We start from the raw sequence: 12,204 nt of genomic DNA on the forward strand, positions 1-12,204 counted from the left end.
AGGGTTGACGTTGTGGCTGCATACGAACCCCTCCCGCCTCCGCTCCGGCCCGTCCCGAGCCCGTTCCGGCCCGCTCACGCGGACCGGCTGACGGCGCTCGCGGCGGAGTTGCGCGCGCTGCCGCCGTCCTGCGGGCCGGTGCGGCTGGTCGCGGTGGACGGGCACGCGGGCTCCGGCAAGACGACCTTCGCCGGGCGGCTGGCGGCGGCGCTCGGCGGCGCCCCGGTGGTGCACCTCGACGACCTGGCCACCCACCGCGAGCCGTTCGGCTGGACCGGGCGGCTGCGCGAGCAGGTGCTGGAGCCGCTGGCGGCCGGGCGGGACGCCGAGTACCGGGTGTACGACTGGACGCTGCGGCGCTTCGCGGGCACGGCGGCGGTGCCGGTCGCCCCGGTGGTCCTGGTGGAGGGGGTGGGCGCGGGGCGGCGGGCGGTGCGGCCGTGGCTGGCCCGGCTGGTCTGGATGGAACTGGACGCCGCCTCGGCCCGGCGGCGCGGCGAGGAACGGGACGGTCCGGAACTGGCCGAGTTCTGGGCGGGGTGGGCCCGGGCCGAATCGGCGCATTTCGCCGCCGATCCGAGCCGTCCGTACGCCGCGACCCGGGTCGACGGGGTGACCGGGCGGATCGCACCGGGCACGGTGGGTGAATCTTCAACCAGTTCCTTGACCTGCGACGTCGCCAGGACCTAGGTTCGAGCCGGCCGCCGGAACGAACGGTTCCGGCCACCTCGGACCCGGCGCCCCCGGCTTGTTCCCCCGTGAGTCAGGGGCGCCGTCCGGTCCCCTTCCGAAACTCGCTCCCCCGCCGCCCGTTTCGCCACCCGACCGCTCAACGGCCGCTCACACCGTCGCATTTGACCCTGTACGGCACCCTTACGGATCAGCCCCGCGCCGGTACGATTCCTGGCAAGGCGCAGTTGCGCCGCAGGGGGTCGACGACCACCGGCCAGGCAAGGCGCAGGCGACTCGCCGGCCGAGCCCCGGGCCGCACCGCGGGGGGCGTGAGTGACGACGGCGGACAGTTCCGACAGCACGGAAGGCGGGCCGGACCGGCTCGCCGACCGTGCCTGGCTGCGTGCCATGGACGCCTACACGGCCGGCGCCTACGCCCGGGCCGAGGAGGAGTTCCGGGCGGCCGTCCGGCTGGACCCGGGGATGGCCGACGCCTGGCTCGGCCTGCACGCGCTGCGCAGCGACACCTCGGCGGCACTGCTGGCCATGTACCGCCACCGGAACCGCTTCGGCGAGCAGCGGCGGCTCCACCGACGACCCCTCAGTTCCTGGTACTGGCTGGGCTGGTGGGTGCAGCCCGTGCTGGAGGACGCCCGCGACCTCGCGCTCGCGCACGCCTCGCACTGGCTGGACGGACGCCATCTCGCCGAGCTGGACCGGGCGTTGGAGCAGTGCCCGGCACCGGCCGAGGACCCCTGCGCCCGCTTCCTGTACGCCTGCCGTGCCTACCTGCTGAAGGACTGGGAGCAGCTGATCCGGGACACCGACCGGCTGCTGGACGACCCGCTGCTCGGCATCGAGGCCGGGCTGTTCGCCGGCATGGCTCGGGTCCGGCTGGACATGTGCGCCCAGGCGCAGGCCCCGCTGGCCGCCTCGCTGGCCCGCTGCCGCTCCGAGCAGCCGCAGCGCAAGGAGCTGCGGTACTGGCTGGCCCGGGCGTACGAGGGTGCCGGGCGCAGCGCGGCGGCGCTGCCGCTCTACCGGGCGGTGCACCGGGCGGACCCGGCGTTCATGGACACCGCGACGCGGCTGGCGGCCATCGCCGCCGAGGACCTGCTCGCGGACGGGCTCACGGAGGGACTGCCGTCGGGCGGGCAGCTCGGGGGCGGGCAGCCGGCGGGCGGACGCTCGGGCGTCGCCGACGGCGCCGGCGCGGCGGGCGGACCGGGCCCCGACCCCGACGCCGGGTACCCGGAGGACGGTGGGTTCGCCGGAATGCCGGAGTACGGCGAGGAGTTCGAGGGCGCGGGCGGGCCGAGCGGCACGCCGGCCTCCGGCGACGGGGTGGCCGCCGGCGGGCTGTCCGGTGCGGCACCTCCGGGCGGCGGCCCCTCGGTGGGGGCCGGGTCCGCGAACCAGGGCCCGGCGGACGGCGGTTCGGCGGACCTAGGCCTGGTGGATCCGGGCCTGGCGGACGCCGGCCTGACGGACGCCGCACCGGCCGACGGCGCCCCGCAGCCGGCCGGGGAGCGCTCCGGCTGGGGCGCCCCGACCGGCCCCGCCGCACCGGCCCCGCCGCCCGGACGCGGAGCGGCACAGCCCCGGGCGGCCACCGCGCCCGAACCCCGGAACGACGGTGACGAACGGGAGCTGGACGCGGCGCTGGCCGAACTCTCCCTGATGGTCGGCCTGGAGCCGGTCAAGCGCCAAGTGCGGGCTCTTTCCGCCCAGTTGAGAATGTCACGGCTGCGGGCCGAGCAGGGGCTGCCGGTCCAGCCGCCGAAGCGCCACTTCGTCTTCTCCGGCCCCTCGGGCACCGGGAAGACCACCGTGGCCCGCATCCTCGGCCGGGTCTTCCACGCCCTCGGCCTGCTCTCCGGCGACCATCTGGTCGAGGCCCAACGGGCCGACCTGGTCGGCGAGTTCCTCGGCCAGACCGCTGTGAAGGCGAACGAGCTGATCGACTCCGCGCTGGACGGCGTGCTGTTCATCGACGAGGCGTACAGCCTGTCCAACTCCGGCTACACCAAGGGCGACGCGTACGGCGACGAGGCGCTCCAGGTGCTGCTCAAGCGCGCCGAGGACAACCGGGACCGGCTGGTGGTGATCCTGGCCGGCTACCCCGAGGGGATGAACCGGCTGCTCGCCACCAACCCCGGCCTCAACTCCCGCTTCACCACCAGGGTCGACTTCCCCAGCTACCGCCCCGGCGAGCTGACCGCGATCGGCGCCGCGCTGGCCGGCCGGGACGGCGACGGCTGGGACGAGGACGCCGCCGAGGAGCTGGCCAGCATCTGCACCCACGTGGTCCACGAGGGCTGGATCGACGAACTGGGCAACGGCCGCTTCATCCGCACCCTGTACGAGAAGTCCTGCGCCTACCGGGACCTGCGGCTGTCGCTGCTGCGCGAGCCGCCGGGCCGGGAGGACCTCGCCACCCTGCGGCTGCCGGACCTGGTACAGGCCTACGGGGAGCTGATCGACGGCCGGGGCTGAGCCCCCACCGGAGCCGATCGCGGGGCAGGGGCTGAGCCACCACCGAGCTGATCGCGGGGCAGAGGCTGTCGGCCACCCCGGCCCCGGCGCGGTCAGCCGTTGAGCACGGCGTTCTCCCGCTCCCGGTCCAGCCCGACCCTGGGTCGGTCCGCCCGCCGCGGCGCCCTGCCGCCGATCGACCGCAGCCAGGCCCAGGTGTCCTCGACCGTCTCGGCGACCGGGCGGCAGCGCAGCCCGGCGCCGAGCGCGCGCTCGACCGAGCCGACGTGCAGGAAGTCGTACAGCTCGCCGGGCGCCAGCCAGATCGGCAGTTCGGTCCACGCCTCGATGCCCGCCGCGAGGATCCGCTCCGGCGCCGTCCAGCGCAGCTCGGCGTCCGAGCCGGTGGCCCGCACGCAGGCCTCCAGCAGCTCGCCCATGGTCGCGTGGCCGGACGGGCCGACCAGGTTGTACGGCCCACCGAGCCGGGCCGCCACGGCGTCCAGGGTCCAGACCGCGAGGTCGCGCACGTCGATGTACTGGAGGGCCAGCTCGCGCGGCCCCGGGGCGAGCACCGGGCCGCCCTCGGCGATCCGGTCGAGCCACCAGGGCAGCCGGCCGACGTCCTCGTACGGACCGAGGATCAGCCCCGCCCGGGCCAGCAGCGCCCGCCCGCCGAACTCCGCCTCCAGGGCCAGTTCCGCGCCGCGCTTGGCCTCGGCGTACGGCACCTCGCCGGTGAGCTCCGGGGAGGAGGCGACCACCGGCGCGGTCTCGTCGGCCCCGGCCACCAGCGGGTGGCCGTACACCGAGCGGCTGGAGACGTACGCGTAGTGGCCGACCCGGCCGTTGAGGAGGCGGGCGCTGTCGCGCACCGCCGCGGGCGCCCAGGACCAGGTGTCCACCACCGCGTCCCACTCCCCCGTGCCCAGCGCCGCGAGCCCGTCCTCGGTGGTGCGGTCGCCCGACAGCGCCCGTACGCCCTCGGGCGCGGGCCGGGTGCCGCGGTTGAGGGCCGTCACCTCCCAGCCCCTGGCCAGCGCCTCCTCGGCGACGGCACGTCCGACGAACTTGGTCCCACCCAGCAGGAGAAGTCTCATGCCCACCACCCTGCGGCCAGGGTGGTGGGCATGGAACGGCTGCCTGCTCTCGGCAGAATCGCCGTGGGCGAACGCCGGGGCCCGCCCGGCCGCGGACCGATGCCGCGGCGCGGGTCAGGCCGCCGCACCGGTCCGACCGTGCGCGGGTCGGACCGCGGCGCGGGTCAGGCCGTGGCGCGGTGGTCCGGGTCGTGCATCTCGCCGACCAGCTCCTCCAGCACGTCCTCCAGCATGACCACACCGAGCGTGCGCCCGTCCTGGTCCAGCACCGCCGCCAGGTGGCAGGCGGCCCGGCGCATCGCGCCGAGGGCGTCGTCCAGCGGGAGGCTGCCGCGCAGCACCGTGATCGGCCGCCACAGGCGGGCCGGGACGGGCGCCGAGGCGTCCTCCACGTCGAGGATGTCCTTGAGGTGGAGGTAGCCGAGGTAGCCGTGGCCGGCCGGGTCGCCGTCGGTGACCGGGAAGCGCGAGAAGCCGGTGCGCAGCGCCAGCTGCTCGACCTCGGCGGCGGTCGCCTTGGTGTCCACGGTGACCAGCTGCTCGGGCTTGAGCAGCACCTCGGTGATCGGGCGGCGGCCCAGCTCCAGGGCGTCCTCCAGGCGCTCCTGGCGGTCCTCGTCGAGCAGGCCCGCGTCCCGGGAGTCGACCAGCAGGTACATCAGCTGCTCGGTGGTGAAGACCGACTCGACCTCGTCCTTGGCGTCCACCCGGAACAGCTTCAGGACGCCGTTGGCGAAGGCGTTCAGCACCCGGATGACCGGGGCGAGCCAGCGGGCCAGCCGGTCCAGCGGCGGGCCGAGCCAGAGCGCGGCCTTCTCCGGGCCGGCCATGGCCATGTTCTTCGGCACCATCTCGCCCATCACCATGTGGAGGAAGACCACCACGGCGAGCGAGATCCCGTAGGACAGCGGGTGCATCAGGCCGGACGGGACGCCGATCGCGTGGAAGGGGCCCTCCAGCAGCGAGGCGATCGTCGGCTCGGCGAGGGCACCGAGGCCCAGCGAGCAGACGGTGATGCCGAGCTGGGCGGCGGCCAGCATCGCGGAGACGTTGGACAGCGCGTGCAGCACGGTGCGGGCGCGCTTGTGCCCGGCCTCGGCGAGCGGCTCGATCTGGCTGCGGCGCACCGACACCACGGCGAACTCGGCGCCGACGAAGAAGGCGTTGCCGAGCAGGAGCAGCAGCGCGACGGCCAGTTGCAGGGCGGTCATCGGCCCTCCTCCCCGTGCTCGTCGAACTGCGCGGGCGCGCTGGTGCGCTCCACCCGGACCTCCGTGGTGCGGTGCCGGTCGACCCCGGTGACGGTCAGGCGCCAGCCGGGCAGCTCGGCCCGCTCGCCCACCTCGGGGAGCTTGCCGAGCAGGTCGGCGACCAGCCCGGCGAGGGTCTCGTACGGGCCGTCCGGGGCGTTCAGGCCGATCCGCTCCAGCTGGTCGATCCGGGCGCGGCCGTCGGCCTCCCAGACCGGCAGGCCGTCGACCGGCGGCAGCGGGAGCAGCTCGGGGTGGTCGTCGGGGTCGTGCTCGTCCTGCACGTCGCCGACTATCTCCTCGACGATGTCCTCGACGGTGACGACGCCGGCGGTGCCGCCGTACTCGTCGACCACGATGGCCATCGGCTGGAGGCGGCGCAGCTGGTCGAGCAGCCGCTCGGCGGGCAGCGTCTCGGGCACCAGCAGCGGCGGCGAGGCCAGCTCGCCGACCTTCACCAGGCCGCGCCGGGCGGCCGGGACGGCCAGGGCGTCCTTGAGCGTGACGATGCCGGTGACCTCGTCCAGGCTGTCGGTGTAGACCGGGAAGCGGGACAGGCCGGTGGCCCGGGTCAGGTTGATGACGTCGGAGGCGGTGGCGTCGCGCTGGAGCGCGGCCACGTCGACCCGCGGGGTCATCACGGACTCGGCGGTCAGCTCGCCCAGGCCCAGGGTGCGGACGAACAGGGCCGCCGACTCCTCGTCTATCGCCCCGGCCTTCGCCGAGTGACGGGCCAGTGAGACCAGCTCGTCCGGGGTCCGGGCGTGTCCCAGCTCCTCCTGCGGCTCGATGCCGAAGGCCCGGACGGTCCGGTCGGCGGCGCCGTTGAGGAAGCTGATCAGCGGACGGCAGACGAAGGAGAACGCCATGTGCGGGGCGGCGACCGCGCGGGCCACCTGGAGCGGGCGGGAGATCGCCCAGTTCTTGGGCACCAGCTCGCCGATCACCATCTGGACGACGGTGGCCAGCACCATGCCGACGACCACGGAGACGCCGCGGGCGGCCGAGTCGGGCACGCCGATGCCGGACATCACGGGTTCGAGCAGGGTGGACAGGGCCGGCTCGGCGAGCATGCCGACCACCAGCGAGGTGACGGTGATGCCGAGCTGGGCGCCGGACAGTTCGAAGGAGAGGTGCCGCAGGGCCCTGGCGACGCGACGGGCCTTGGCGTCGCCCGCCTCGGCGGCGCGCTCCACCGCGCCGCGCTCGGCGGTCACGAAGGCGAACTCGGCGGCCACGAACAGGCCGTTGGCGAGGATCAGGAGAACGGCTGCGAGCAACAGCAGCCAGGCGGTGATCACAGTGCCGCCTGCCTTCCGGGGGCCGGAACGGAGGCGGCGCAGGTACTACCGGACGGATCGTCCATCGAGGGGGAGTGTCACTCCTCAGGTCGGTATTTCGGGCACACGTTCGGGCAGGGCACGCTTTGCCCTGCTTTTACCAGCGTAGACCATACCCGGATGGGCGTAAGGAGCCCGTTCGGCCCGCCGGGGCCGGGCAGTCCGGAGTGCCGGGGAGCCCGGGGTGGGGCGGCGCCCGGGTTCAGACCCGGGCGTGCCGCTCGACCAGGTCGCGCAGCGCGCGGGCGTCCGCGATGGCCTGGGCCTTGCCCACACCGGACTGGATGCCGACCGCGGCGAGCGAGGTGCCGTCGGCGAGGTCGAGGGTCGCCCACGGGTCGCCCTGACGGAAGTTGACCCGGACGATCTCGGCCCAGGCGAGCCGGCGGCTGCGGACGAAGTTGACCACCGTCACGCCCTCCGCGTCGGCGCTCACCCGGGGGCGGGCCAGCATCAGGCCGACGGCCGCGAACAGGATGCCGCTGGCCGTCATCATGATCCGGTCGTTGAGCTGCCAGTTCTCCGGGAGGAGCACGGCCATCACGGCGAACAGCACCACCAGCAGCGCGCAGACCGGCAGCAGCACGGCTCGGGTGCGGCGCGGCGCCCAGGTGACGGGGATCTCGACGGACGGCGTGGACACGTGGGTCTCCGGGGGTGGTTCTGGTGGCGGCGGCACGGCTCCGGCGGCAGCGGCCTGGTGGCGGCAGCGCGAGGGGCGGGGACGCGGTCGGCGTCCCCGCCCCATTGAACCGTTCCTTACTCGCGGGCGGGCGAGCAGGTCGCCCGCGTGGCGGGGTCAGAGGCGGCAGGCGTGGATGTTGGTGACCAGGATGGCCCGGGCGCCGATGGCCCACAGGTCGTCCATGATCTGCTGCGCCTCCTTGCGCAGCACCATCGAACGCACCGCGACCCAGCCCTCGGTGTGCAGCGGCGAGACGGTCGGCGACTCCAGGCCCGGGGTGAGCGCGACGGCGGCGCTGACCTTCTCGGCCCGGATGTCGTAGTCCATCAGCACGTAGCGGCGGGCCACCAGCACGCCCTGGAGGCGGCGCAGGAACTGCTCGACCCGAGCGTCCTCACCGGCGCCCTTGGGCCGGATCACCACGGCGTCGGAGACCAGGATCGGCTCGCCGAACACCTCCAGGCCCGCGTTGCGCAGGCTGGTGCCGGTCTCCACCACGTCGGCGATCACGTCGGCGACGCCGAGCTGCACGGCGGTCTCGACCGCGCCGTCCAGCTTGGTGACCGTCGCCTTCACCCCGTGGTCGGCCAGGTGCTGCTCCACCAGGCCGGTGTAGGAGGTGGCGATCCGCAGGCCCTCCAGGCCCTTGACGTCCTCGACGTCCACGCCCTCGGGGCGGGCGAAGCGGAAGGTCGACCCGGCGAAGCCGAGGGCGAGCACCTCCTCGGCGTTGGAGTGCGAGTCCAGCAGCAGGTCACGGCCGGTGATGCCGACGTCCAGGCGGCCGGAGCCGACGTAGACGGCGATGTCCCGCGGGCGGAGGAAGAAGAACTCCACCTCGTTGTTGGGGTCGACGAGGACGAGCTCCTTGGGGTCCTTCCGCTGGCGGTAGCCGGCCTCATGGAGCATCTCCGCCGCGGGACCCGAGAGAGAACCCTTGTTGGGGACGGCGATGCGCAGCATGGGAGGTTGCTTCCTTACCTGTTGGGAGGGGTGTGCTCGGTGTTGCTCGGTGTGCTCGTGCCCGCGCTCGGGAGTGCGTGGCGCGCGCGTTCGGGTCTTCAGAGGTACTTGTAGACGTCGTCGAGCGTCAGACCGCGGGCGATCATCATCACCTGGAGGTGGTAGAGGAGCTGCGAGATCTCCTCGGCCGTCTGCTCGTCCGACTGGAACTCGGCGGCCATCCAGACCTCGGCGGCCTCCTCGACGACCTTCTTGCCGATCGAATGGACGCCCTGCTGCACGAGCTGGGCGGTGCGGGAGGACGCGGGGTCGCCGGTGGCGGCCTTCTGCTGGAGCTCGGCGAAGAGCTCCTCGAATGTCTTCGAAGCCATGATGGGAGCCACCTTACGGCGTGCGGGCTGACGGACGGTAAACGGTCCCGGAGGGTGGACAGTCCGTGGACGTCCACCCTCCGGGACCGGGAGGGCCGCCCGTCAGAGGGCGGTGCCCAGCGCCGCGGCGGTGGCGACGGCCGCGGTGACGGCCTCGTGGCCCTTGTCCTCGGCGGAGCCCGGCAGGCCCGCGCGGTCGATCGCCTGCTCCTCGTTGTCGCAGGTCAGCACGCCGAAGCCGACCGGGACGCCGGTGTCGACGCTGACCTGGGTGAGGCCGGCGGTCGCAGCCTGGCAGACGTAGTCGAAGTGCGGCGTGCCGCCCCGGATCACCACGCCGAGGGCCACCACGGCGTCGTAGCCGCGCTCGGCGAGGCGCTTGGCGGCGACCGGCAGTTCGAAGGTGCCGGGCACCCGCAGGACGGTCGGGTCGGCGACGCCCAGCTCCTTGAGGGCGCGGTGGGCGCCGTCCAGCAGGCCGTTCATCACCTTGTCGTGCCACTGGGCGGCGACGACGGCGACCTTCAGGTCGGCGGCGCCTTCGATGGTCAGCTCGGGGGCTCCGTGGCCGCTCATGTTCCTGTTCCGTTCTCTGGGGTCGGGCGTGTCTCTGGGGGGCGTGTGGCTGCGGTCGGGCGCGCTCCCCGCGCCGGGGCGTGCAGCCGCTGTCGGGCGCGCCTCGGGGCTCAGGAGCCGAGGCCGGGCAGGTCGTGGCCCATCCGGTCGCGCTTGGTGCGCAGGTAGCGCAGGTTGTGCTCGCTGGGCGCGATCTCGACCGCCTCGCGCCCCTTGACCTTGAGCCCGTGCTCGGTGAGCGCGGTCAGCTTCTGCGGGTTGTTGGTGATCAGGCTGAGCGAGCGGACCCCGAGGTCCACCAGCATCTGGGCCGCGATGCTGTAGTCGCGGGCGTCGGCGGGCAGGCCGAGGTCCAGGTTGGCGTCGACGGTGTCCCGGCCCCGCTCCTGGAGCTCGTACGCGCGCAGCTTGTGGGCCAGGCCGATGCCCCGCCCCTCGTGGCCGCGCAGGTACAGCACCACGCCGCGCCCGGCCTCGGCGACCCGCCGCAGCGAGGCCTCCAGCTGCGGGCCGCAGTCGCACCGCAACGAGCCGAAGACGTCGCCGGTCAGGCACTCGGAGTGGACCCGCACCAGGACGTCCTCGCCGTCCGGCAGCCGGCCCTCCGCGTCCAGGCCGCCCGCGACCAGCGCGAGGTGCTCGACGCCGTCGATGGTGCCCTGGTAGCCGACGGCGGTGAACTCCCCGTGCGCGGTGGGCAGCGCGGTGACGGCGGCCCGGTCGACGTGCAGCTCGGTGCGGCGGCGGTAGGCGATCAGGTCCTCGATGGAGATGATCGCCAGGCCGTGCTCACGGGCGAAGGCGACCAGCTCGGGCAGCCGGGCCATGGTGCCGTCGTCGTTGACCACCTCGGCGATCGCGCCGGCCGGCGCCAGCCCGGCGAGCCGGGCCAGGTCGACGGCGGCCTCGGTGTGGCCGGGGCGGACCAGCACGCCGCCCTCGACGGCGCGCAGCGGGAAGACGTGCCCGGGGCGGGTGAGGTCGCCGGGCTCGGTGCCCGGCGAGGAGAGCAGCCGGACGGTGCGGGCGCGGTCGGCGGCGGAGATGCCGGTGTCGATCCCCTCCCGGGCGTCCACCGACACGGTGTACGCGGTGCCCTTGCGGTCCTCGTTGACCTGGGTCATCGGCGGGAGCTTGAGGCGGTCCAGCTCCTCGCCGGTCATCGGGGCGCAGATCACGCCGGAGCTGTAGCGGATGGTGAAGGCCATCAGCTCGGGGGTGGCGGCGGAGGCGGCGAAGACGAGGTCCCCCTCGTTCTCGCGGTGCTCGTCGTCGACGACGACCACGGCGCGGCCGAGGGCGATGTCGGCGATCGCCCGCTCGACCGGATCGAGGACGAGTTCGAGGTCCTCGGACTCGGCGGCGCGGGTCTGGTTCTCGGTCATGCCGTGACTCCCTGCGGGACGGTGGCGGACTTGACGCGCGACTCACGGGTGCTCAGCCACCAGGAACGCATGCCGAGCAGCACCAGGACGAAGTAGACGGAGTAGGTGAGGCCGGAGAAGGTGTAGCCGCTGTTGAAGGCGAACGGCACGCCGACCGCGTCGACCGCGATCCAGGCGAACCAGAACTCCACCCAGCCGCGGGCCTGGGCGACCATCGCGGCCAGCGTGCCGACGAAGATGTAGGCGTCCGACCAGGGGCTCCAGGACAGGCTGGGGAAGGACGTGAAGAGCAGCGCGAGCCCGACCGTGCCGGCCGCGGTGCCCGCCGCCAGCACGAGCCGCTCGCGCGGGCTCGCGAACCGGACGGCGATCGTGCCGCTGTCGCGGCGCCCGCGCCGCCACTGCGCCCAGCCCCAGGAGGCGGTGGCGATCACGATCAGCTGCTTGCCGATCAGGCCGGGCACGTGGCCGCCGAGGTAGGCGGCGATCAGCACCGCGCCGGACAGCAGCTGGACCGGCCAGCTCCAGACCGAGCGCCGCCAGCCGAGCGCGAGCCCGCCGAGGCCGAGGATGTTGCCGATCATGTCGGCCCACTTGACGTGTTCGCCGAGGACGGTGAACGCCTCGCCGCTGAGCCAGCTCACTGGGACTCCCCCGGGGTTCCGTCGGTCGGCAGGCCGGACGGGGCGGACAGTTCGGACGGGCCGGACGGCGCCGCCGGGTTCGGCAGGGCGGGGAGCGCGCGGGACTCCAGGAGGCGCTCGACGTACTTCGCGAGCACGTCCACCTCCAGGTTGACGCTCTCGCCGACGGCCTTGGCACCCAGCGTGGTCAGCGCGAGGGTGGTCGGGATGAGGCTGACGGTGAAGCTGTCCCGGGCGGCCTCCACCACGGTCAGGCTGACGCCGTCGACCGTGATCGAGCCCTTCTCCACCAGGTAGCGGGAGACGGTCTGGGGCAGCGAGAACCGCAGTACCTCCCAGCGCGGTTCACCGGCCGCGTCGCGCTCGCCGGGCTCGCGGCTCAACAGCCGCCCGGTGGCGTCGACATGCCCCTGGACGAGGTGGCCGCCCAGTCGGGCGCCGAGCGCCATGGCGCGTTCCAGGTTGACCCGGGCGCCGGGCTTCAACTCGCCGAGGCTGGACCGGTTCAGCGTCTCGGCCATCACGTCGGCGCTGAACTCGCCGGTGCCGGCGGCCAGTTCCTCCGGGCCGTCGACGACGGTCAGGCAGACGCCGTTGACCGCGATGGAGTCGCCGTGGCGGGCACCGGTACAGACCACCGGGCCGCGCAGGCGGATGCGCGAGGAGTCGCCGATCTCCTCGATCGACACGACCTCGCCGAGCTCTTCGATGATGCCGGTGAACACCCGGGTTCTCCTCGCGCT

12 protein-coding genes are annotated in these 12,204 nt (G+C 74.0%); 2 read left to right on the top strand and 10 right to left on the bottom strand.

The window, feature by feature from the left end; all coding sequences use genetic code 11:
• The first annotated feature begins 87 nt into the window (after positions 1-87).
• Positions 88-690, top strand: coding sequence for a uridine kinase family protein (locus ACZ55U_RS32280; protein ID WP_465531909.1), 603 nt, complete (start codon positions 88-90; stop codon positions 688-690).
• A gap of 390 nt (positions 691-1,080) precedes the next feature.
• Positions 1,081-3,168: an AAA family ATPase gene (locus ACZ55U_RS32285; protein WP_465531911.1), complete on the top strand. Its 2,088-nt coding sequence runs from the start codon at positions 1,081-1,083 to the stop codon at positions 3,166-3,168.
• A 92-nt stretch (positions 3,169-3,260) separates the two neighbouring features.
• Here the strand turns inward: ACZ55U_RS32285 and ACZ55U_RS32290 are convergent, their stop codons facing one another.
• From ACZ55U_RS32290 to ACZ55U_RS32335, 10 genes are all read right to left on the bottom strand, one after another.
• Complete coding sequence (locus ACZ55U_RS32290; RefSeq protein WP_465531865.1) at positions 3,261-4,247, bottom strand: NAD-dependent epimerase/dehydratase family protein; 987 nt, start codon at positions 4,245-4,247, stop codon at positions 3,261-3,263.
• Between the two features lie 164 nt (positions 4,248-4,411).
• On the bottom strand, positions 4,412-5,458 hold the full coding sequence (locus tag ACZ55U_RS32295) for a hemolysin family protein (protein ID WP_465531867.1): 1,047 nt from the start codon (positions 5,456-5,458) through the stop codon (positions 4,412-4,414).
• Positions 5,455-6,798: a hemolysin family protein gene (locus ACZ55U_RS32300; RefSeq protein WP_465531869.1), complete on the bottom strand. Its 1,344-nt coding sequence runs from the start codon at positions 6,796-6,798 to the stop codon at positions 5,455-5,457. The genes ACZ55U_RS32295 and ACZ55U_RS32300 overlap by 4 nt, the downstream gene beginning before the upstream one ends.
• Before the next feature lie 241 nt (positions 6,799-7,039).
• Positions 7,040-7,480 (bottom strand): PH domain-containing protein, encoded by a 441-nt coding sequence (locus ACZ55U_RS32305; RefSeq protein ID WP_465531871.1) that lies wholly within the window; start codon positions 7,478-7,480, stop codon positions 7,040-7,042.
• A 156-nt stretch (positions 7,481-7,636) separates the two neighbouring features.
• Entirely contained in the window at positions 7,637-8,485 is an 849-nt protein-coding gene (hisG, locus tag ACZ55U_RS32310; protein WP_465531873.1) for an ATP phosphoribosyltransferase, read from the bottom strand.
• Positions 8,486-8,583: 98 nt separating this feature from the next.
• Positions 8,584-8,856 carry a phosphoribosyl-ATP diphosphatase gene (locus ACZ55U_RS32315; RefSeq protein ID WP_270148771.1) on the bottom strand — a complete coding sequence of 91 codons (273 nt, stop codon included), beginning with the start codon at positions 8,854-8,856 and terminating at the stop codon, positions 8,584-8,586.
• Between the two features lie 102 nt (positions 8,857-8,958).
• Entirely contained in the window at positions 8,959-9,432 is a 474-nt protein-coding gene (gene ribH, locus ACZ55U_RS32320; protein WP_465531875.1) for a 6,7-dimethyl-8-ribityllumazine synthase, read from the bottom strand.
• A gap of 110 nt (positions 9,433-9,542) precedes the next feature.
• Complete coding sequence (locus ACZ55U_RS32325) at positions 9,543-10,817, bottom strand: bifunctional 3,4-dihydroxy-2-butanone-4-phosphate synthase/GTP cyclohydrolase II (RefSeq protein ID WP_465531877.1); 1,275 nt, start codon at positions 10,815-10,817, stop codon at positions 9,543-9,545.
• A complete protein-coding gene (locus ACZ55U_RS32330; protein ID WP_465531879.1) occupies positions 10,814-11,461 on the bottom strand; it encodes a nicotinamide mononucleotide transporter family protein in 648 nt (215 codons plus the stop codon). Before ACZ55U_RS32330 ends, ACZ55U_RS32325 begins: the two co-directional genes overlap by 4 nt.
• Entirely contained in the window at positions 11,458-12,186 is a 729-nt protein-coding gene (locus ACZ55U_RS32335) for a riboflavin synthase (RefSeq protein WP_465531881.1), read from the bottom strand. Before ACZ55U_RS32335 ends, ACZ55U_RS32330 begins: the two co-directional genes overlap by 4 nt.
• Between the last annotated feature and the right edge of the window lie 18 nt (positions 12,187-12,204).

The organism is Kitasatospora sp. NPDC034533, assembly GCF_055575155.1.

Excerpts from the sequence above, each read along its gene's own strand:
- hisG (WP_465531873.1), bottom strand. The coding sequence starts at position 8,485 with ATGCTGCGCATCGCCGTCCCCAACAAGGGTTCTCTCTCGGGTCCCGCG.
- ACZ55U_RS32285 (WP_465531911.1), top strand. The coding sequence starts at position 1,081 with ATGGACGCCTACACGGCCGGCGCCTACGCCCGGGCCGAGGAGGAGTTC.
- ribH (WP_465531875.1), bottom strand. The coding sequence starts at position 9,432 with ATGAGCGGCCACGGAGCCCCCGAGCTGACCATCGAAGGCGCCGCCGAC.
- ACZ55U_RS32315 (WP_270148771.1), bottom strand. The coding sequence starts at position 8,856 with ATGGCTTCGAAGACATTCGAGGAGCTCTTCGCCGAGCTCCAGCAGAAG.
- ACZ55U_RS32295 (WP_465531867.1), bottom strand. The coding sequence starts at position 5,458 with ATGACCGCCCTGCAACTGGCCGTCGCGCTGCTGCTCCTGCTCGGCAAC.
- ACZ55U_RS32325 (WP_465531877.1), bottom strand. The coding sequence starts at position 10,817 with ATGACCGAGAACCAGACCCGCGCCGCCGAGTCCGAGGACCTCGAACTC.
- ACZ55U_RS32290 (WP_465531865.1), bottom strand. The coding sequence starts at position 4,247 with ATGAGACTTCTCCTGCTGGGTGGGACCAAGTTCGTCGGACGTGCCGTC.